Origin of the sequence: Sinorhizobium sp. FG01 (assembly GCF_002531875.1) — a bacterium.
Taxonomy (GTDB): domain Bacteria; phylum Pseudomonadota; class Alphaproteobacteria; order Rhizobiales; family Rhizobiaceae; genus Sinorhizobium; species Sinorhizobium fredii_C.
The window spans coordinates 1-20968 of the sequence record NZ_NWTB01000032.1 but is presented as its reverse complement, the minus strand read 5'-3'; the positions used below and the strand labels follow the sequence as shown (position 1 = coordinate 20968).

General features: G+C 59.9%; 13 protein-coding genes and 4 pseudogenes. 11 read left to right on the top strand and 6 right to left on the bottom strand.

Annotation, left to right across the window (positions count from 1 at the left end; all coding sequences use genetic code 11):
* The first annotated feature begins 94 nt into the window (after positions 1-94).
* The 5 genes and pseudogenes from CO656_RS28035 to CO656_RS31140 form a co-directional block, all read left to right on the top strand.
* On the top strand, positions 95-1102 hold the full coding sequence (locus CO656_RS28035; protein WP_179864857.1) for a polyprenyl synthetase family protein: 1008 nt from the start codon (positions 95-97) through the stop codon (positions 1100-1102).
* Positions 1103-1328: 226 nt separating this feature from the next.
* Positions 1329-2879 carry a hypothetical protein gene (locus CO656_RS28030; RefSeq protein WP_097527976.1) on the top strand — a complete coding sequence of 517 codons (1551 nt, stop codon included), beginning with the start codon at positions 1329-1331 and terminating at the stop codon, positions 2877-2879.
* Positions 2876-3778, top strand: a complete 903-nt coding sequence (locus CO656_RS28025; RefSeq protein ID WP_097527975.1) for a hypothetical protein — start codon at positions 2876-2878, stop codon at positions 3776-3778. Before CO656_RS28030 ends, CO656_RS28025 begins: the two co-directional genes overlap by 4 nt.
* An 85-nt stretch (positions 3779-3863) precedes the next feature.
* Positions 3864-4913 carry a type 2 isopentenyl-diphosphate Delta-isomerase gene (fni, locus tag CO656_RS28020; protein WP_033047822.1) on the top strand — a complete coding sequence of 350 codons (1050 nt, stop codon included), beginning with the start codon at positions 3864-3866 and terminating at the stop codon, positions 4911-4913.
* Between the two features lie 97 nt (positions 4914-5010).
* A pseudogene (locus tag CO656_RS31140) lies at positions 5011-5255 on the top strand (IS5/IS1182 family transposase); the annotation flags it as partial.
* 246 nt (positions 5256-5501) lie between these two features.
* Here the strand turns inward: CO656_RS31140 and CO656_RS28010 are convergent.
* Positions 5502-6722: a DegT/DnrJ/EryC1/StrS family aminotransferase gene (locus CO656_RS28010; RefSeq protein ID WP_234819672.1), complete on the bottom strand. Its 1221-nt coding sequence runs from the start codon at positions 6720-6722 to the stop codon at positions 5502-5504.
* Positions 6723-7445: 723 nt separating this feature from the next.
* Here CO656_RS28010 and CO656_RS28005 point away from each other — a divergent pair.
* On the top strand, positions 7446-8750 hold the full coding sequence (locus CO656_RS28005) for an ROK family protein (RefSeq protein WP_234819669.1): 1305 nt from the start codon (positions 7446-7448) through the stop codon (positions 8748-8750).
* Positions 8751-8905: 155 nt separating this feature from the next.
* Positions 8906-9502: a hypothetical protein gene (locus CO656_RS28000; protein ID WP_097527972.1), complete on the top strand. Its 597-nt coding sequence runs from the start codon at positions 8906-8908 to the stop codon at positions 9500-9502.
* Between the two features lie 841 nt (positions 9503-10343).
* Here CO656_RS28000 and CO656_RS27995 read toward each other — a convergent pair.
* From CO656_RS27995 to CO656_RS30595, 3 genes are all read right to left on the bottom strand, one after another.
* Positions 10344-11144, bottom strand: coding sequence for a calcium-binding protein (locus CO656_RS27995; protein WP_097527971.1), 801 nt, complete (start codon positions 11142-11144; stop codon positions 10344-10346).
* Positions 11145-11805: 661 nt separating this feature from the next.
* Positions 11806-13971 carry a carbamoyltransferase C-terminal domain-containing protein gene (locus CO656_RS27990; RefSeq protein ID WP_097527970.1) on the bottom strand — a complete coding sequence of 722 codons (2166 nt, stop codon included), beginning with the start codon at positions 13969-13971 and terminating at the stop codon, positions 11806-11808.
* A gap of 783 nt (positions 13972-14754) precedes the next feature.
* The gene (locus tag CO656_RS30595; protein WP_097527969.1) at positions 14755-14994 is read right to left on the bottom strand and encodes a hypothetical protein; all 240 of its coding nucleotides are present in this window, start codon (positions 14992-14994) and stop codon (positions 14755-14757) included.
* Between the two features lie 553 nt (positions 14995-15547).
* On the opposite strand from CO656_RS30595, the pseudogene CO656_RS31490 reads away from it, so the two are divergent.
* The 3 genes and pseudogenes from CO656_RS31490 to CO656_RS30590 all read left to right on the top strand — a co-directional run.
* Positions 15548-15649 (top strand): annotated as a pseudogene (locus CO656_RS31490) (hypothetical protein); the annotation flags it as partial.
* A 126-nt stretch (positions 15650-15775) separates the two neighbouring features.
* Positions 15776-17914, top strand: coding sequence for a molybdopterin-dependent oxidoreductase (locus CO656_RS27980; RefSeq protein WP_245428557.1), 2139 nt, complete (start codon positions 15776-15778; stop codon positions 17912-17914).
* Complete coding sequence (locus CO656_RS30590) at positions 17853-18971, top strand: 2Fe-2S iron-sulfur cluster-binding protein (RefSeq protein ID WP_202862277.1); 1119 nt, start codon at positions 17853-17855, stop codon at positions 18969-18971. Before CO656_RS27980 ends, CO656_RS30590 begins: the two co-directional genes overlap by 62 nt.
* A gap of 346 nt (positions 18972-19317) precedes the next feature.
* Here CO656_RS30590 and CO656_RS27975 read toward each other — a convergent pair.
* Positions 19318-20042: pseudogene (locus CO656_RS27975) on the bottom strand (LysR substrate-binding domain-containing protein); the annotation flags it as partial.
* A gap of 71 nt (positions 20043-20113) precedes the next feature.
* Positions 20114-20572 (bottom strand): annotated as a pseudogene (locus CO656_RS27970) (transposase); the annotation flags it as partial.
* 69 nt (positions 20573-20641) lie between these two features.
* Here CO656_RS27970 and CO656_RS27965 point away from each other — a divergent pair.
* Positions 20642-20968, top strand: a 327-nt coding sequence (locus tag CO656_RS27965) for a transposase (RefSeq protein WP_144353243.1), incomplete at its 3' end; no start/stop codon positions are given.

The window sequence follows — 20968 nt, the reverse complement described above, 5'->3', positions numbered from 1 at the left end:
CCATCCGTATACCCCGCCTGGCGTGGCAGCGGCGCCGGCAAACACTGCAGCGGCTCGCCGCTCGCTCTGGCCGTCTCCTGCCAGGTACAAGGACATGAACAACATGCAGACTTTTCCGACGCTACACGACGACCGAAATGACGGTTCCCCGCTTGGCGGATTGGGGGCGCAGGCGAGCGGTGGATCCGGCACGCTGCTGCCGGAGATCTGGATGCAGGACGGCGCAAAGCGGGTCGAACAGGCACTGGCGCGTCTTCTTTGCCCCGGAGACGACGGTGAGACCGAGCTGATGGCGGCGATGCGCTACGCCACATTGAATGGCGGGAAGCGCACCCGAGCCTTGCTCTGTATGGCTGCCGGCGCACTGGCCGACACGCCGGCGCACGCGCTCGACGACGTCGGCGCCGCCATCGAGATGATGCACGCCTGTACCCTGGTTCACGACGACCTACCCGCAATGGACGACGACGTGCTTCGCCGCGGCCTTCCGACCGTGCACGTCAAGTTCAGCGAAGCCACTGCGATTTTGGTCGGCGATGCGCTGCAGGCACACGCCTTCCTGACCCTGGCGAGCCTGGATGCTCCGAGCGACAACCGTATCGCGCTCGTTCGCGAACTGGCGCAGGCGGTATCCGCCGAGGGTGCCGCAGGCGGCCAGGCCATGGATCTGTCGCTGGTTGGAAAGCACGTCGAGCTGGACAGGATCGTGGCGATGCACCGGATGAAGACCGGAGCGCTAGTGCGCGCGTCCGTTCGCATGGGCGCGCTATGCACCATCACGGAGGATGCCGCTCACGCTGCCCTGTACGGAGCGCTCGATCGCTACAGCGCCTGTATCGGCCTGGCGTTGCAGGTGATCGACGACATTCTCGACGCGACAGCGGATCAAGCGACGTTAGGCAAGACCCCCGGCAAGGACGCGGCGGCGCATAAGCCGACCTGCGCGTCGATCATGGGGCTGCAAGCAGCGCGCCAGTTCGTGGCGGATCTGTTGCGCGATGCCGGCGAGGCCACCGCCCCGCTGGGGCCGCGTGCGGAACCGTTGGCGCAGATGCTGCAGCGGGCCAACACCTATCTGGTCAAGCACACGCCATGCGCATGAGTGAGCCCGTCCGCATAGAGTCGCCCCTGTGTCGCTGCGATTGGCCGGCAGCAGCGGTGCATAGTGCTCTATGTCCGAGTCCGCTACGCCGGTCACAGCGGTTGCCCCGGAAGGCCGCGCGCGCTCGCAAGCCTATGCGGACCGGCGCCAGCATCGGGGTCGGCGACCTGCGCGACGTCTGCCTGAGCTTGGTTCCGGTCAACCGTCTGCAGAAGGAACATTCGGCGTGAACGCGCTGACCGAACAGATCCTTTCCGAGTTGCGCCATCTGCTGAGCGAGATGAGCGATGGCGGCAGCGTCGGTCCGTCCGTCTACGACACGGCGCGCGCTCTGCAGTTCCACGGCGTTGTCACCGGCCGTCAGGACGCATACGCGTGGCTCATTGCGCAGCAACAGGCCGATGGCGGATGGGGAAGCGCGGACTTCCCGCTGTTCCGCCATGCGCCCACTTGGGCGGCGTTGCTGGCATTGCAGCGCGCCGACCCTCTTTCCGGTGCTGCCGACGCAGTCCAGGCTGCGACCCGGTTCCTCCAGCGCCAGCCCGATCCCTACGAGCATGCGGTGCCGGAAGACGCGCCGATCGGCGCGGAGCTGATCCTGCCGCAGTTTTGCGCCGAGGCCGCACCCTTGCTGGGCGGCGTGGCGCTTCCGCGCCACCCGGCGTTGTTGCCGTTGCGGCAAGCGCGCCTGGTCAAGCTGGGGGCGGTGGCGAAGTTGCCGAGCGGGCATCCATTGCTGCACTCCTGGGAAGCCTGGGGGACGTCGCCGACTACCGCATGCCCGGATAGCGACGGCAGCATCGGCATCAGCCCGGCCGCCACCGCAGCATGGCGTGCGCACGCCGTGACACAGGGGAGCACGCCGCAGATCGGGCGCGCCGATGCGTATCTGCAGGCGGCATCGCGGGCGACGCGCAGCGGCATCGAAGGTGTCGTTCCCAACGTCTGGCCGATCAATGTGTTCGAGCCATGCTGGTCGCTGTACACCCTGCATCTGGCCGGCCTGTTCGCGCATCCCGCGCTTGCCGACGCGGTGCGCGTGATCGTTGCGCAGCTCGACGCCCGCCTGGGTGTGCGCGGTCTGGGCCCGGCCTTGCACTTCGCGGCCGATGCGGACGACACCGCCGTTGCGTTGTGCGTCCTGCGCCTTGCAGGCCGCGACCCGGCGGTCGATGCGTTGCGCCATTTCGAAATCGGCGAGCTGTTCGTCACCTTCCCCGGCGAGCGCAATGCCTCGGTGTCGACCAACATTCATGCCCTGCATGCGTTGCGACTGTTGGGAAAGCCCGGCGGCGGCACCAGCGCCTACGTCGAGGCCAATCGCAACCCGCACGGTCTATGGGACAACGAAAAATGGCACGTTTCGTGGCTGTATCCCACCGCGCATGCGGTCGCTGCGCTGGCGCAAGGCAAGGCCCAGTGGCGCGACGAGCGCGCGCTGGCGGCGCTGCTGCAGGCGCAGCGCGACGACGGCGGCTGGGGCGCCGGTCGCGCGTCCACATTCGAGGAAACCGCCTATGCGCTGTTCGCGTTGCACGTGATGGACGGGAGCGAAGGGCCGACAGGGCGTCGGCGCATCGCGCAGGCGGTGGCGCGTGCGCTGGAGTGGATGCTCGCCCGCCATGCGGCGCATGCATTGCCGCAGACGCCGCTGTGGATCGGCAAGGAACTGTATTGCCCCACCCGGGTCGTGCGCGTGGCCGAACTCGCCGGGTTGTGGCTGGCGCTTCGTTGGGGGCGGCGCGTCCTGGCCGAGGGAGCAGGAGCGGCGCCATGATTCAGACCGAACGCGCGCTGCAGCAGGTGCTGGAGTGGGGGCGTACCCTGACCGGGTTCGCCGACGAGCATGCCATGGAGGCGGTCAGGGGCGGCCATTACATCCTGCAGCGCATCCACCCGAGCCTGCGCGATACCAGCGCCCGCACCGGCCGCGATCCGCAGGACGAAACGCTGATCGTGGCGTTCTATAGCGAACTGGCGCTGCTGTTCTGGCTCGACGATTGCAACGACCTTGGCCTGATCGCGCCGGAGCAGCTCGCCGCGGTGGAGCAGGCGCTGGGGCAGGGCGTGGCGTGCGCGCTCCCCGGATTCGAGGGCTGCGCTGTGCTGCGCGCTTCGCTGGCCGCGCTCGCCTACGATCGTCGCGACTATGCTCAACTTCTCGACGATACCCGGTGCTACTGCGCGGCGCTGCGCGCCGCACACGCGCAGGCGGCAGGGGCGGAAGGCTGGTCCTACGCTGAGTACCTGCGCAACGGCATCGATTCGATCGCCTACACGAACGTGTTCTGTTGCCTGTCGTTGTTGTGGGGACTGGACATGGCGTCCTTGCGCGCGCGTCCGGCGTTTCGCCAGGTCCTGCGGCTCATCTCCGCGATAGGGCGCCTGCAGAACGATCTGCATGGACGCGACAAGGACAGGTCGGCCGGCGAGACCGACAACGCGGCGATCCTGCTGCTGCAGCGTTATCCGGCTATGCCTGTGGTGGAGTTTCTCAACGACGAGCTGGCCGGCCATACGCGCATGCTGCACCGGGTGATGGCGGAAGAACGCCTTCCCGCGCCGTGGGGACCGTTGATCGAGGCCATGGCGGCCATCTGCGCGCAGTACTACCAGACCTCGACCAGCCGCTACCGCAGCGACGCTGCGGGGGGAGGCCAGCGTGCGCCGGGCTGAACGCGTGGGAGGCGGCGGCGTGCGCGCACTGCCGTCGGTCCGATCCGACGCAGCGCCGTCGCCCGATGCGACGGATGGAGCGAGCATGAGCGACACCGCCCTGAGCCGGCGCAAGGACGACCATCTGGACATCGTGCTGGATCGGCGAACGGCGCCGGCCACGGTCGGCGCCGGCTGGGAGTACATCCGTTTCGAACACTGCGCATTGCCCGAGTTGGACCTGACGCAGATCGACCTGCGCGCCTCGCTGCTGGGCAAGACCATGCGCGCGCCGCTGCTGATCAGCTCCATGACCGGCGGCATGCCACGCGCCGAGGCCATCAACCGGCATCTGAGCGAGGCAGCGCAAGCCTTGGGGATCGCCATGTGCGTCGGTTCGCAGCGCGTGAGCCTGCAATCCCGCAACTCCCAGGGGCTGACGCGCACGCTGCGCCGCCTGGCCCCAGACATTCCCTTGCTGGCCAATATCGGCGCAGCGCAACTGCGCGTGGCCGACGGCCTGGACCTGGCGCGCCGGGCGGTGGATGCGCTGGAGGCCGATGGACTCATCGTCCATCTCAATCCGCTGCAGGAAGCGGTACAGCCGGAGGGCGACCGCGACTGGCGCGGCGTCCTGGCGCAGATCGCTCGCGCCGCGCGCAGCGTGGGCGTGCCGATCGTGGCCAAGGAAGTGGGGTCGGGCCTGTCCGCCTCGGTGGCCTGTGCGCTCGTCGAAGCGGGCGTGGCGGTGATCGATGTCGCCGGTGCCGGCGGCACCAGTTGGGCCGCGGTGGAGGGCGAGCGCGCCCGCGATGCCGCCGACCGTGCAGTGGCGATGGCGTTCGCCGATTGGGGGATTCCGACCCCGGCCAGCGTGCTGGCGGTACGTCGGGCGCTGCCAACGGTGAAGCTGATCGCGTCGGGCGGGATCCGCGACGGCGTCGACGTAGCCAAAGCCATTCGCCTGGGCGCGGACATCGCCGGGCAGGCGGCCGGCGTGCTGCGCGCGGCGACGGTGTCCACCGAGGCGGTTGTCGCGCATTTTGAGATCGTCATCCGCCAGTTGGCCGTCGCCTGCTTCTGCACCGGCTCGGCTGATCTGGCGGCGTTGCGTCAGGCGCGCTTGTTGCCCTCGGCGCATCTGCCCGCCGGTTGATGCCGGCGTCGCCCGCACGTGGCGGCGGGCGCCTAGCAGGCTGCTGAAATAGCTACGCCAAAGATAGACTACTAATCCACGTTGGCGAGGCGGTTCGATGCGCGGGAACGATGGGTTCATGGAGCAGCTGTTCACGATGAAGCGGTTGGAGGATTTCGTTCCAGCCGATCATTTACTGCGCTCGATCCGGCTGATGGTCAATGTAGCGCTGGTGCGGCTAGACGGGCTTGTTTTCCGGCATGCACGCCTGCAGTGCCAAAGGCGGTCGCCCCAGCCTTGCGCCGGAGAAATTGCCGGGCCATGTTGTTGCAGGTGTTCTACCGCGTCCGTTCGAAGCGGCTGACGCTGGGGACGGACAAGGGCTATGACGCGGCCCGAGTTCATTAAAGCGCGGGATTGAGCCTTGCCAACTCGTCGACTAGGCGGCGACAGCGGCGGGGTTCTGGCCCTCACCGTTGTAAAGAAACCTTCTTGCGCTTTGATATACAGTTTGTCGTCCTCAGACCAGCGACACCGCCGACCCGATCGCTACCTATTTCTCACCGACGCGGGCGGCCCTCACCAAAGGGATGCAGCTCGACTCAGAAGCTAGACGGACGTCGCATGCCCTTTCCCAACCAGTCTCGGAAGGGCCTTCCAGACCTTGTGAAAGGCTGCAGCGTAAAGTTCCATCACGTCGGCATCATTCGGCGGAGCAATCTCGGATATGTAGAACATCGTGTCCAAGAGTTTCATCGTATTTGGAAAGTCGGCAGCCCTCCAACTGTCGTGAATGTTGGGGAGATATTCGAACACGGGTTTCCTAAGCCAGACCCAAACGGGCACACCTTCAGCCTTGAGCAAGTTGACGATGAAATCCCTTCCTGCGGGGCCCGCGCTGAATCCGAGGGATTTCGGTTCGATACGAAGAGGAAAATTGAGCATTGACTGATGCTGATCCGACGGATTGAAGAGTGGGAGTAGTCCAGGAAGTTCCCTGATCATGCCCCATAGGAGCTGCCCGTTATGTCTTCGCTTCTGCAGTTGCGTGTCGAGATTCGGTATTCGCGTGTTTGCTATAGATGAGGAGAAAACGTTAGGACGATAATTATATCCTTGTGCGCAAGGGGAGAATATGCGCTCACCGTTTCGAGCTGAGCTCGCCAGTGACACGCGATCGACATGCTCGATCAGATTGCTGTCTTCCGTCAGGATGAATCCTAGCTCGCCCGATCCCAGATGCTTGGCCCCGTTTCCTGATAAGGCGAGTGCGTCGCTATCGAGGTGCGTTCCGTCGAAGATCGCTTTGGCAGCTGCGATTGTCTGGCAGACATCGTCAATCAGCGCGACACCTTGGGTACGCGCAGCTGATCTTGCATCGGGAACAAGAATGTTATTGCCAAAGAGATGAGTGGTGAGGAGTGCGGCGACATTCGGTGCGAGCTTTTCGGCGGTGGACTTTTGATCAATGCCGGCCAAATCTAGATCGACATCGACGAAGATCGGCCGCAGACCACAAATTGCTATTGGCCCGACCGCTCCGGGCCAATTCAGGGCTGCGGTAACCACGCGCTCGCCGCGGCTTTTGAAGTAGTCGAGTGCAACGTGGATCGCCGCCGTACCACTGCCGACGGCGCGCACCATCCACTTCCCGGTCCACATGGAGAGGTTTTGCTCCAACTCGGTCACAATCGGGTGGTTGACCCTATGATATTTCCCGCTCTCCACTACTGCGCGGAGAGCATCTAAATGCTTCTTCTGTGCGGCTGGCCAAGTCGTTATGCGCTCAGGGGAAAACACAGGATCGCCGCCAAAGAACGCCAGCTTCATTTCCGGGGAGGCCGAGCTGGCTTGGGTTGCATCCGTATCAATGCGGGCACGTTTATTCATCCATTTCTCCGGTTAGATCAGGGAAGACGCAAGTCATTCTGTCGGCGACATAAAGTACGATAAAACATGCTCATGCCAGTTCAACTGAGTCTAAGAAATATATTTTAGAATATACTTTGAATTATGTTCGCGTGAACTCTAAATTGCCGTCGTTTAGGCGAACAAATAGGAAGGCGTACAAAATGCGTTTGTCGTTCTGCCGTGCCCTTGTGCCGGACAGCAACCCGGGTGATCGGCTCGTGAAAAACTCAGTGACGTCTTCCGCGATGAAACCTGAACTGAACCATGTATCCACAGTTGTGGGCGGCAGATGCTGCAGCCGCCCTCCGCCCTCGCGCGTCGGTCGAGGCACTTTCACGGAGGGGCGTCTGTGCGACCCTGGCAACGGATCAACCGCCATCAGGTCATGGAGCCCGAACAAAGCTCCCCAATAGCGGGGAAATTGTCAAAGAGCTGGCGTGGTGTGTTTGGCGGGTAGAGCAGGCACGAAAAACCGCAGGCCGCGAAGGCAGTGGGGCGACCTCGTTATTCACAGCACTTCAGGCGCTACCCGAGCTCTCGACCAATGACGGTCCATCAAACGAACGGTTGCCCAAGCCATCTTCCGTCTTTGCGAAGACCTGAGATGCGGGCAACAAACTTTTGGCGCAAGAGGATTACGTGATGGATCTTCTGATAAGGCGACTAAGGGAACAAGACTTAGGCGAACATACGACGGCTCCTGGTGATCGTGACAGGGCCGGTTCCGTAGGGCTGGTTGAGGGAGGCCAAAGCCGTCATCGGTTGATGCCGGCTCAATCTCTAATTTCAGCGGGAACGTTAGGGCCCGCAAATCGGGGGCGTCTACTACAAGCTTTATATGACATGGGACCGTCCAGCAGAGCGGATCTCGCGCGCTTTACCGGCGTCAGTCGAGGAACAATCGGCGGGATTGTTCAACCTCTGCTCGATCAGCATATTCTCGCAGAGGGAGAAGCGATTCCGCCTAACCAAACCGGGGGAAAACCGGCCACTAAATTGTGGTTCTCCAAAGAGGCTAAGCCTATATGTGCGGTTCTCCTGATGCATGATCGTGTGCATACGTGCTTGGTTTCGCTGGAGGGTGAGATCTATGTCAAGAATGCCGCGGAGGTGCCGCAAGCTCTGACGAGCGCTTCCGACGTGTTCCAGATTGTCAGCGGCTGTGTCGAAAGAACCATCACATCCGGTAGTTATCCAATCTTGGGGATCGGCGTTGCAGTTGCAGGAATGATCGATACGGAAACCGGTGCAATTGTACGCACCGGCCTTGTGCCGTATCTCGACGGGTTTCCAATAGGCGCGGAGTTGACCAGAAAGTTTGGCGCTCCGGTCGTAGTCGACCAAGATGCCAGGGCGTTAATTGTTGGGGACCGATGGTTTGGCCAAGGGCGTGGCCGGAGAAACTTCGCCGTGGTTTACATCGGTGAGACTCTAAGAGGGGCACTGTTCCTGAACGGACATGTTCATCGGGGAACTGCGGGGGCAGGTGGCGAAATCGGTCATACAATCGTGGAGCTCAATGGTCGGGCATGCCACTGTGGGCGACGCGGATGTTGGGAAACAGTCGCAACGCTGGAGTGGTTAAGGGAGCAAGGTCAATCAAAAGGGCTGCCGCAAGCTCACGCGCTCAACGCCGAGCGTTTGGTGACACTAGCCGAGCAGGGCGTTAACGAGGCCGAGGACCTACTGCAAGAGTACGCATTCAATGTTTCGGTCGGGTTGGCTAATCTTCAGCATTTGATCGCACCAAACTGCATTATTCTTCATGGAGATGTCGTGAATGGGGGAAGGCGGATGCTCAGTCTGATCGAAAGAAACTTTCGGGATCAGCTACTCGACCGTCCTGGTGACGAGATTATGCTAGCCCTTGGGGACAGCGAAAATGTGGCTGCCCTGCGAGGTGCAGCTGGACTCATTCTCTCAGAACTGCTTAATTTCGTTATCTGACCAATGAGCAAAGGCATTGTCACGTCTTCGGGATCGGAGCCCGCCTTATCTTATTGGAACCGTCGGAACGTGCACTGCCCGATCCTCTAGTCTCCCGCTTAACCTCACATCCGCCTCACAAACCGTAGTCCTCCCGAGCCGAAGCTTTTAATGCTATGACAACACCATGGAAATTCCTTGTTAAGTTGACGTCGCGGCGATCCTCGGCGAAAGCGTCAGACAGTTCGGATGGCTATGACACCGATCCCGAGGCTCTCGAGCGCAATGTGGAGCACACGTCAACACTTCCGACCAATTCGACGCAAGCTGTCAGCCAACCTGGTCACGCTGAGGACGTATCGGTGGATCAAGTGTCGGCCGCATCGGACGAGGCGAAAGTCGATGATGATATCGAGGAGGCAGAAAAGCCGCCGTTAGATTTTGAAGAGGCGCAACCGGCAGCGCGTCTCGAAGCAGATCATTCGTGGGACAAAACGAATTCGACGGCGCCAACAAGCACGGCGGGCACAAAGTTGCCAAGGAAACCGGCAACAAAGGGTCGAGAAGGTAGGAAGAAAGCCAGGGCTGCTGGGCAGAACACCGCTTCAAAGAATGATAAAAGTGTGAAACCCCCATCCTCAAGAGATTTGTTCTTCCATGATGTGGCAACACTCGACGAGGAAATCAAGATGCTTAGGACCCAGCTGGCTCGGAAGCTTTATCTGCAGAATGTTCAGCTTAAGAAGATGCTTGAGCGATTCGAAACTTCGTGAGCGTCTTGTCATGCCCTCATACTTGCGTCATCTTTTGCCCGGCCGTTCGCCGCCTCATTGAATGATCTCCAGCCTGCTGGACACGATCCCCTCCGGTCCAAACGCTACGACGGCGCGGTCACGCCAGGATTACTCCTTCCCAATCGGGCAACGACGCTCGAAAGGGCATGATGGCGCTTGTGATGTTTGGCCAACCCATAAAGCCCAGTGAGGACAGTTGCGCTCGATTGTCGTCTTTCTGACACCGTCGGACATGAAGCACCGGTCCACAGAGTGGCCCTATCATTTCAAGGGCTTTATGGGTTGGTACGGCACTTGCTTGACTAGGCACAACTCCCCATGGAAAGAGCGAGCAGGACACAACAGCCCCGTCGAGCATGCAGTCGTCATGCCCGGCGTCGCTCTATCTCACCGGATCGCTCGACCGGGTATTCGGCCGCGGGGCATGCAAACCTGCGACACTGCCACGAAAGAACATTACGTGGCGAAGAAAGGGGACCAGCGCGGCAACATTTGAGGCTTTTGACAAGCTGGAGCGCCTGAAACCTGCGGCTTCCTGCTGATCGCCATGCGATGTCGGTTCCGGCGGGAGGCTATTCTTCCGCAAGCGGAGTGAAGACGAATCCTTGCAAAGATTGGCACGGATCGCCGCCGACGGCTTTCCCAACCATCAATATCTGGCGTACGGCCAGTGCGAACCTCGGGCACAACGAGCCGCGATTCCCCTCTCGAACTTGGACAGCCGGCGACGCTTCGCAAGATCTCAGAATTCGTAGATTGAGCGTGCGTTACGAATTTGGAGCGTGCCGCCAAGGCGGCCGCGCTTCCGTGGGGTTTACGATCAGACGAATATGAAGTCCGACGCGGTCAGGTGCAGATTGGCGAGGTCGGACACACTGTCCACCCTAGACAGGTGAGCGAACACATCCACGTGATTTGCGGAGGTGACATAGGCGAGATCCGCGGTGTGAGTCTTGGAGTTGTGGTAGACGACGATGTCGCCGGCGCTCTCGCCGGAAATCGCGTTCGCGGCGGCAGAGCCATCGGCGAAACTCCTGTCGGTGATAGCCACGACGTGCTCCCCGTTCGCACCCGAGGCGTTGCCGCTATAAAAGGTGTCTACCGGGTAACCTGGCTGCACGCTGGCGTGGTTGATGAAGTTTGCGCCAAAGCCATCGTTGTAGAGTCCTTTTGCATCGAAAGCGAAAGTATCCTGCGCGGGATCGAAATCCAGGATGGTGGATACGTCCGGTTCCGGCCCCTGTTTTGGGAAGACCCCGGGCATCGGGTTGTGGGACCCGCGCACCGGGTTGTGGAACTGGAACACGAACATGTCTCCCCCTTCGCCCCCTTTCAGCCAATCCCTACCGTCACCGACGAAGAGAACATCATCGCCGGCTCCACCGGAGAGATAGTCATTGTCCTCGCCGGGAACGCGGGGTTTGTCGCGGCCGTTGTCGCCGGAGAGATAGTCGCTGCCCTCTTCGCCGTAGACCTGGTCATTGCCCGCGCCGCCGAAAGCCCGGTCAGTGCCCCAACGAGAGTCGATCCAGTCATTGCCAGCGAAATCAATGATCACATCGTCGCCGTTGCTGCCGAAGAGGGTGTCCGCGCTATCGTTGCCCCGGAAAAACTTTTCCATCGAAAATGCTCCTTGTGTTGCAGTGCGCTACCGCTGCCGGACGCCTTCATACCCTCATCGCATAAGCCGACTAATTTATTGTCTTAATGGAATGCATCGACGTAACGGATGGATGTGCGCGCCTTGGTGAACGAGGCCCGCGGCAGGCGACGCTGGTCACCGAGATACCGTGGTTGTCGCTGTATGGCGACAGAAGCGGCATCATCCTGTCGCCCTGGGTTTCACGATGGCGAAAGTGCGTGAATTGGTCAGTAACAAAGCCGAAAGCATGCAAACATGCCAGTGTGATGCCATGGCGGCGCAGCAAGTCGCCAGCCGATGGCCGTCGGGATTGATGCAGCTGACACGCTTATAGCTTCTAGATGGAGGAAGACCTCGCCACAATCGAGCGTAAGGGCCATCAGTTCAGCAGGTCAGCGTGCCTTCCCTCCGCAATGACACGCCCCCAGTAGAGCACCACGATCTTGTCGGCCCCACAACTGGTGCCCAGTCGATGAGCGATGGCGATGATGGTCTTGCTTGCACGACGTAGATCTTCAACCACATGGTGGTGACAGTCTGATCTGCTACCTCGCGACGAGCTGCTCGTGGACGGCTTTATCGAGGATGAGTTGACCGTGCTCTCTGCCACGTTCGTGCTTTCCGCGGGCACTGGCGGCGGTCAGAACGACAGATCGGCCCCAATGGGTCCTCCCAGTCTCGCCACCTTCGTAGGCCGCACATCGATGAATCTCTCTTGCCAGAGCAGAAATATTTCTTCAATGAGTTGATCACGATCCTTTGGCGAGACGCCGTCGACGAGATGCGCTACGAGCGAGAATTCGCTCCCGGATTCACACAAATATCGCGCTAACTGCCAGTTGTTCAACTCACGGGTATAACTCGGAGCGCGCCTCAGGACGGTTCGACGCTGCCTGACCGTCGTAATCTCCTCTACCCATGCAACGTCACTAAGTCTCAGGCTGGCGGTTGCGATAAGGCTCCTCACCTCTGAGCTCTTTTCAGCCATGGTGTTCTCGATAAACAAGTAATCTAAACCGGTTGTCAAAAATGTCCGGACGGCGTCGGTCACATTTTGGACGATTGGTTCATATTGGTTGTTAAACGAGGTATTGAGAAGCACCGGACAGCCGGTTCTTTCCTTGAAAGCCGATATGAGCTTCCAAAAATCCGGGTTAGCCGATTTCGTGACGACTTGTACGCAACCTGTCCCGTTGACATGAGTGACGGCACCGAGTTCGGCTCGTTTTTCTTCTCGCACCTTGGTCACAAAGACCATGTGTTCCATGTTTGGATTCGATGGTAGCGGATTGAAATAGTCATTGAAGTCCTCCGCAAGTACTGCTGACCCGAATGGGCGGAAGCTCTCTCGCTGCTTGATCGCGAGATTGATCCCTTGCCAGTTCTGTCGAGGACGAGGGTCTCCAAGTATGCTTCTGTTGCCAAGCGCACTCGGCCCGAACTCGGACCTGCCCCTCGCCCATCCGACTATTTTACCTTCAGCCAGTTTTTCAGCGGCGGCCTCGAAGACGTCATCACATTCAACAATGCGCAGCCCTCCTTCCCACGTTTTGATCTCGCGACGAATATCATCATTCTGAGGGAGCTTAGGGCCGAGCAGGGGAGAAAAAGAGACGGCGGGAGCGTCATGTGCCGGTGTCCGCTGCTTGCCGATGTAGATCTCCGAACCGAGAGGAGCGCCAGCATCGTGGGACGCGGAGTGGACGAAAACGTTCTCAAATTTCTTCGCGTTGGCAATGACACCATTCATCACGTTGTACAGCGATGATGGCCGCTGCTTGCCGATATAGATCGCCGCACCGAGAGCTGCACCCGCATCGTGAGACGCGGGATGGACAAAAATATTCTCGAATTTCTTCGAGTTGGCAATTGCACCGTTCAACACGCAGTTCTGCGCGACTTCGCCTGCAAGGCACAGGTTCTTCAGATCTAGCTTAGCTTGCCACCAAGAGAGAATATCGATGACGACAACTTCCAGCAACTGCTGGACCGCGGCGGCAAAATGAATCTTCCGTTCCCATTTCCTCGTGGGTGGTTCTGCTCGGCCGACAATGCCAAGATCATAGGCGAGATCGCCAAGTCGCGCGATATTGAGGTCGTACGATCCGTCAGGATTGAATTTGTAAAGTATGGATACGAACCTAAAATACAAATCGGAGTCGCCGTACGGGGCTAGCCCCATAACCTTGTATTCACCGAAATTCGAAAAGCCGAGCAGTTGAGTGGCATAACGGTAAAAGTGTCCTAGCGAGCCTCCTACCGAATAACGATGGACTTCCTCAATTTCTCCGTTGATGCCTCTGAATATGCTCAGTGATTCGCGCTCTCCATTGTCATCGACGACAAAGATGAGGGCTTCTGTGAAACCCGACGCGAAATAGGTCGCCGCTGCATGGGCATGATGGTGCCTGACAAACTCGATTTTCCGGCGATCGATGCTGGCCTCAAGCGCGCGCGAAAGATTCCTGGTGAGAATGTCACGCACCCCCTCTTTTTTTTCTATGCCCAGTATAGCGGCATGCTTCGCCAAATCGGGCTCAAGGAAAGTTTCGCTAAAGCAGAATGCGAACGTTTCGATGTCTGAAAGCGAACATCCCGCTCCATGAATCGATGCTCTTATTGCTAAAGCAGGGAAGCGATTGGTGCGCTTTTGTCGGGAGAGTCTCTCCTCTTCTACTGCAAAGATTGGCTGACCGTCCCTTACGACCGCAGCGGCAGCATCATGAAGAAGAAGTGGTGAGAGGCTTGAAAAATCATCATCCAGTTCGGAGTAGCGAGGACCACCGCTGAAACCTACTATGAACATCGTTCAGTTGCCCCCTAAGTTGCCATATGGTTGCGAGTGAGCCCGCAGTCGACTGCCAAGGTGGGCAGCAGATGGATGGCCGTCTACGCATTGAAGGCCACCTTTTTCGCGCTCACGATGAGCAGACTGTGGGATTCTTTCCTCCTCGCTCGGCGCCAACCAGCGCGCCACAGCGTCGTGATCACACCCTTGTACGGTGCAACGAGGTCACGAGCCGTGACGTAGCGCAAGCATTCCAGGAGCGCCTGACGGGTGACTCGCGTGCCGCATGTTTTCGTCTGGACAGCCGCTCTTGTTCGATGAAGACAACGGTTTCCCCTCGTGCAACAGGGCGATCGAGGCGTCATGGTGGTTGACCCCGGCGACCCACCCGCTCTTCGGTTTAATGTCATCGATGGACATCCCAACTCCCACGCGCCAAATGTAAATTGCTCGCCGCGTGTAATCCTCACTGCGTTCAGTGTGCGCACACCCCAAGGTATCGGTCTCTTTCACTCCCTGCACAACGCCGCTTGTCTTCACCATTAATTAGGCCAGGTTCCCCGAAAGCGCCCCTTGCGGGCCTCGAAGGGCCAAGCCGTCCACAAGGTTGTCGAGCAAGGGCCATGCCACCTCAAAGAATGATGTTGGGTCAGTATGTTGACTTTTCCTCTCCCACTCGATCCGTGTCGCTCCTGACACGATTGTGTAAGGCTTCCGACAATGTCTCCAGCCTAAGCCGCGCAAGTCGAGTATGGGAGGGCACGTTTGCTGCCTAAGGACCGCTGGCAACAGCCGCGGTTTTCAGGACGAGATTTGGTCCATGCCTTTGGCGCGGATGTAGCTGCGCGTTGCATCCGCGGTGATCTTGCATTCGTCGACGAACTTCATGCCGGACGGTGCGAGCGGTCGCGCAATGACTTTTGTGGTCCTCACGCCTTTCTTCAAGAGCTCGCGCACAGCTGCAGACCGCTCGTCGATTGGCGTATCCAGGAAGCGATCGCGAACGTCTTCGTCGAGAACAAGGAACTTCGCAAACGGCATACCGAGGGGAGCTACTCTCCGGCAGCTTCCGTTTCGCCAGTAGCTCAACTATGGTCGTCCTACCGCCGGGGCCTCGCGTGGAAGTTTTATCAAGCACCACCGTCGTAACTGCCGCCGTGGCTACCGCCCCAGCATCGCTGCATCGTGCGCCGGACGGCATATTGTAGCCGAGGAAGACGGCACTGGTTCGCCAGCAGTTCGCTGCTTTGCCGAAATTGGACGCTTCTGGATGCAGTCAACCCGATTCGATGAAGAGTTTGCAGTCTTGCGACAATGAGCATTCCGCGCTTCTGACATGCGATGCCGATGAGACCATGAAACCTATTCACCCGAAAGCGATGCCGGTCGATCGACGGACCCGGGAGACACCGAACTATGGCTCGCTGCGGAGTGGAAGACGCAAAGAAACTGAAGGGGCCATTCCAGCCTGACGATGCTGCTGCCGGATGAAAGGGCCCAACAGACAATGAAGAAGCCTCTAGTAATGCACTGCTATGGCGCACTACTGTGGCGCACCACCATGACGCACTAGTAAACCTATGGGGTCAGGCAAATGACGGCAGAGATCGCTGGGTATTGCGCGTTGTGTCGGTCGAGGTGCGGCACACTCAACAGAGTTGACAACGGTCAGCTTGTTTCTGTGCGACCGGACCTTTCCCACCCCACCGGGAAAGCGATGTGCATGAAGGGTCGGGCCGCCCCCGAGTTGGTCCATAGCCCGTACAGGCAACTTTATCCGATGCGGCGAACAACCCCCAAAGGGTCCGCGGATCCCGGATGGGTGCGCATCACGTGGGAAGAGGCGTTGACGGAAACAGCGGAAAAACTCGCCCGCGCCAAGGCAGAAAGCGGAGCCGAGTCCGTCGCCTTTTCAGTGACTACCCCGAGTGGGACACCGCTCTCGGACAGCATCGACTGGATCGAGCGCTTCATTCGCCATTTCGGCAGTCCAAACAGCTGTAGCGGAACGGAAATCTGCAACTGGCACAAGGATTTCGCTCACGCGTTTACCTTCGGCAGCGGCATGCCGTCCGCAGACTATGCGAACGCCGACACGATCCTGCTGTGGGGCCACAACCCCTCCAATACCTGGCTCGCGCAGGCCAATGCCATTGCAAATGGTCGTGACAAGGGAGCTAAGCTTGTCGTCGTCGACCCACGTCCGACGGCTCTTGTAAAGCAGGCCGATGTCTGGCTGCCGGTTCGCCCGGGAACCGATGGCGCCTTGGCACTGGGCTTGGTCCGACTGATGCTTCTGGAGGGGGTCTATTACAACCAGTTCCTGAGGACCTGGACGAATGCGCCGCTTCTGGTTCGTCAGGACACTGGCCTTTTCCTGCGCGAACAGATGCTATGGCCTGACGCGTCACTCAACAGATACGTCGTATGGGACGAAAAACACAACATGCCCTTCCCGATTGAAGGCGACAGAGTGCTTCCTTTCGAACAGAGCGCGACACTGCGCCTTCGCGGCGACGTCGACGTAATTGTTGCCGGAAAAGCCCCGACCCGGGTCGTCTGTACCCCGGCACTTGAGCTCCTTGCCCGTGCCGCGGCGCCCTACGGCCCGGGACACGTCGAACACATCACCGGTGTTGCACCGGCTTGTCTCACGGCAGCAAGCAAGCTCATGGGCGCGGGGCGCCGGATCGCCTATCACGCTTGGACCGGCATCAGTCAGCACAGCAATTCCACTCAAACCGAACGCGCCGTCGCTAGCCTGTATGCCCTTTCCGGCAGCTATGACCTCGTCGGCGGAAACCGTGTTCGTCGCGGCCCGTTTTACCGTCCCGTCGATGGGCTGGGAGCGCTTTCTCCAAGTCAGCTTTCGAAGGCTCTCGGGGCGGACAAGCGTCCGATCGGACCGCCTGCTATGGGGTGGGTGACAGCCCGGGATATGTATCTTGCCGTCACGGAAGCAAAACCCTACCCAATACGGGTACTCGTGGCCTTCGGTACGAATCTACCTCTCTCCCAGGCTGACAGCGCCCTTGCCGAGGAAGCACTAAAGAGGCTGGAGTTCTACGCCCATTGTGACCTCTTCGAAACGCCGGCGGCGCGCTTTGCGGACATCTTCCTCCCAGTCAACACGCCGTGGGAACATGAGGGCATTCGCTTCGGTTTTGAAATCAGCGACGAAGCAGCGTCGCTTGTGCAGCTACGCCAGCGCGTGGTCGAGCCGCGCGGAGAATCGCGCGCTGACAACGATGTCGTATTCGATCTGGCCTGTCGCCTCGGAATGAAGGACGAGTTCTTCGGCGGCAACCTGGAAGCGGGCTGGAACTACATGCTGGAACCGCTTGGCCTTTCGTTGGCGGATCTGCGCGCAAACCCCCGGGGCATCAAGTGCGAAATCGATTCCCAAGAGCGCAAATATCAGCTGCCGCACCATGACGGTAGCGGCCGAATCCGGGGTTTTGATACAGAGACGCGAAGGGTCGAACTCTATTCAGAGCTTTTGCATCGAAACGGCCAGCCGGCCGTCCCCACGTTTTACCTCCCGGCGGAGGACGAATTCATCAGACGCAACGGGACCGCGAAACGATTCCCACTAGTGCTGAGTTCCGCCAAGAGCGGCTACTATTGCCATAGTCAGCACAGGGGGCTTGTCTCGCTGAGAAGGAGAGCCCCGGAACCGATTGCGGAAATCGGCCAGGGCCTCGCCCGCAATCGTGGCATTCATGAAGGTGACTGGATCCAGATTTCGACACGTAACGGCGCTGCGCGTTTTGTCGCCCGTAGTGGCCGAATTCGGCTGGTGGCAGGCTTGCCCCGAGCTCGACCGCACCCTCCTTCCGATCCGCGGGCCGGAAAGCAGCAACGCGAACAGCCTGATCTCGGCCGATGTCGTCGATCCGGTGAGCGGCTCGATCCCGCACCGCTCGTTCCGTTGCAACATCGAGCTCGATCCGCTGACTGAGCGGCGACAGCGGGCCTGGTCGGGCTTTAGCCCCTTTCGCGTCGTCAATGCGATGATCGAGGCGGAGAACGTTCGCAGCGTGACCTTCGAATCGATCGACGGACATGAGTTGCCTGATTTCCGGCCCGGCCAGCATATTCAGGTTCGCATTGATGACCAACTTCAGACAAGTCGTGCCTATTCGCTGACCGGAGCAGCCTATGTCCAAGGTCGCAAGAGCTACAGTATCGCTGTCCGGCATCAGAAGGGCGTTGCGCCGGATGGCACGAACTTCGAAGGCCGGATGTCGGGCTATATTCACCGTGAACTGAAAGAAGGCGACATCGTCGAGCTAAAGGCGCCTTCCGGGAACTTCATTCTGCCGCGTAACTCCCCGCAGCCTCTCATATTGCTCGCCGGCGGCATCGGCATCACGCCCTTCATCAGCCTTCTGGAATCGCTGCCGGATGGCGACCAGACGGAGATCTGGCTCTTATACGGCAATTTGAACAGTAGAGCGCATGCCTTCCGAAACAGAATTGCCGAGCATCGCCAACGCCTGCCCGGCCTGCGGATCAGGGATCACTATGACGCTCCGCTGCCCGATGACGTACAAGGCCGTGATTATTTCAGCGGCACCCGGATCACCGCGGAAGTCGTGCCGAGTGACGTGATCCAGCGACAGCCTCGGGTCTACATGTGCGGACCGCCCGGTATGATCAAGGTTTTTGCCGATGGCCTTGTGGCGCGCGGTATACCGCGTTTCGATATTTTCAGCGAGGTCTTCCGTTCGCCAACAGGCCCGATTGTTGATGATGGTCGGCAATATGCAGTGACATTTTCGCAATCTCGCAAGGCTCCGGATTCGTGGTCTGCGGCACAAGGGCCATTGCTTCAATTTGCCGAGAAGCTTGGCCTTTCACTGCCGAGCGGTTGCCGCGTGGGGCAATGCGAGAGCTGCGCCGTCCGCGTCGTGTCCGGAACTGTCCGCCACCTTCATGGAACCGAGCCGGATGATCCAGCCGTCTGCCTGACCTGCCAGGCGATCCCGACGAGCGACGTCGTGCTCGACGCGTGAGCGTCCGCGCCCAGATTGTCGAGGCGCCCGAGGCTGCCGGAGCCGTCGCTGGCGGCGATCGCGAGATCAGCAATTTCTCGTGGAATTGTTGAAGAGACGTCCCGGCCGCTTTGCCTGCGTTCATGGAATACGGAAAAGGGCCCTGTGTTCGCCACCGGCATCTTTGGGGCGCTTCGCCAAGCGAAAATTCTTGTCGCGACGGGTGCCACTGTCAAGCATTGCAGGCCGCGCGCGGAGCGGGAAGGGATCAATCGGCTCCTGTGCGGTCTTCCAGAGTAACTAAACGCACTCCAAATGCCGTCCTTTTCATGCCGCTGACAAAGTCGGCGGATCGCAGGTGAACAGGTCAATGCTCGCGCTGGTTCGGGCGGTGAGGGGCTTGGCCGTGGGTAAGCGGCGAAACCATAGCCGCCACCTGGGATAGTATTTCGCGCATCCAGAGGCTTGCCGGATCACTGTTGTGAAGGGCGGGCCATTGAACGCTTTCGATCAGCGGGGGTAATGGCAGCGGGAGCTCGACGATCCGCAGGGGTATTGTTTTACGAAATGCTGCGCTAGCAGCAAGGGCACGGTCGCTATGCGTTCGGTGCCTGACACCACCGGCATAATCATGCTAAAGCCCTGCACGACGACTTCGATACGTCTCTTCAGACCGTGCTCGAGCAAGTACCATTCCTCGGCGGAGGGCTTCCGGGTGTTGCCGAACTTGACCCCAACGTGCCCCATCGACATGTATTTCTCGAATGTAAGTGGCTCTGATAGCTGCTCGTTCGTGGCACAACCTACGCACACAAATGTATCCTCAAACAGTGCTGCGTGAGGATGCATCGACATGAACATTTCCGGTACAATCAGAAAATCGATTTCGCCGCGTCGGAGAAGCTCCTCGTAGTCGTCGGCAAGAGGCAGACAATCGAAGCTGACTCCGGGAGCTTCCTGCCTCGCACGCTCCACGACCTTTTGAAAAAATACGAGTGTCACGTAATCGGAAAACACGACTTTGAAGCGGCGATCCGACCGGGCCGGATCAAAGGGTTTTGGAGAAACAATGGAGAGCTGAATGTGCAGCAGAGGATCATGTCCCAGGGAGTGGTGTAGGTGGCGGCTTTGGTCGCCGCGTTCTCCGGCATGGGCCGGGATGATCAGCGCGCCACGGCTGGCAGGCTGATGAGCGGATCATCGCTCATCTGGCTGATGGTTTCTAGCGTCATGTATCTGGCGCGTTGGACAGCCCATTCGTCGTTCTGCTCGAGCAGGATCGCGCCGACGAGGCGGACGATGGCGTCATCATTGGGGAAGATGCCGACGACCTCGGTCCTGCGCTTGATTTCGCCGTTGAGGCGCTCGATCGGGTTGGTGCTGTGCAGCTTGGCGCGGTGCTCCTTCGGGAAGGTCATGTAGGCGAGAACGTCTTCTTCGGCATCATCCATGATGGCGGCGAGCTTGGGCACCTTCGGCCGGATCTGGTCGGCGACGGCGCGCCATTGGGCGCTTGCGGCTTCCGGCGTCTCCTGGGCGAAGGCGGTGGCGATGAAGGCGGAGACGACACGCCGACCGCTCTTGCCGGCGTGGGCAAGAACGTTGCGCATGAAGTGGACCCGGGGGCTGTTGAAGAAGTCTCATGCATCTGATTCAATTGAGATAATCGGTGATTCTCTGGAGCCTTCACGATGCTCGGCCGTAAGGAACGTGATCAGCTTGAACTCTATATGTGCGGCTCGCTTCGGGATCTGATCCCCGACGATCACATCCTGGTTAAGGTCGATAGAGTTCTCGATCTCTCCTGGCTGCACGATGAGGTAACTGAGCTTTATGCGGTGGGCGTCGGCCGCCCCGGCATTGATCCGGAAGTGGCCGTCCGGCTGATGCTTGCGGGCTTTCTCCTCGGGATTGTTCATGACCGTCGGCTGGTCCGCGAGGCTCAGGTTAACATCGCTATTCGCTGGTTTATCGGCTTCGGCCTGCACGAGGCGCTTCCTGACCATTCGTCGCTGACC

Bases quoted from the DNA above. Each gene is read 5' to 3' on its own strand.
- CO656_RS28035 (WP_179864857.1), top strand. From the start codon at position 95: ATGAACAACATGCAGACTTTTCCGACGCTACACGACGACCGAAATGAC.
- CO656_RS28025 (WP_097527975.1), top strand. From the start codon at position 2,876: ATGATTCAGACCGAACGCGCGCTGCAGCAGGTGCTGGAGTGGGGGCGT.
- fni (WP_033047822.1), top strand. From the start codon at position 3,864: ATGAGCGACACCGCCCTGAGCCGGCGCAAGGACGACCATCTGGACATC.
- CO656_RS28010 (WP_234819672.1), bottom strand. From the start codon at position 6,722: ATGAAGCTGGCGTTCTTTGGCGGCGATCCTGTGTTTTCCCCTGAGCGC.
- CO656_RS28005 (WP_234819669.1), top strand. From the start codon at position 7,446: ATGGATCTTCTGATAAGGCGACTAAGGGAACAAGACTTAGGCGAACAT.
- CO656_RS28000 (WP_097527972.1), top strand. From the start codon at position 8,906: ATGACAACACCATGGAAATTCCTTGTTAAGTTGACGTCGCGGCGATCC.
- CO656_RS27995 (WP_097527971.1), bottom strand. From the start codon at position 11,144: ATGGAAAAGTTTTTCCGGGGCAACGATAGCGCGGACACCCTCTTCGGC.
- CO656_RS27990 (WP_097527970.1), bottom strand. From the start codon at position 13,971: ATGTTCATAGTAGGTTTCAGCGGTGGTCCTCGCTACTCCGAACTGGAT.
- CO656_RS30595 (WP_097527969.1), bottom strand. From the start codon at position 14,994: ATGCCGTTTGCGAAGTTCCTTGTTCTCGACGAAGACGTTCGCGATCGC.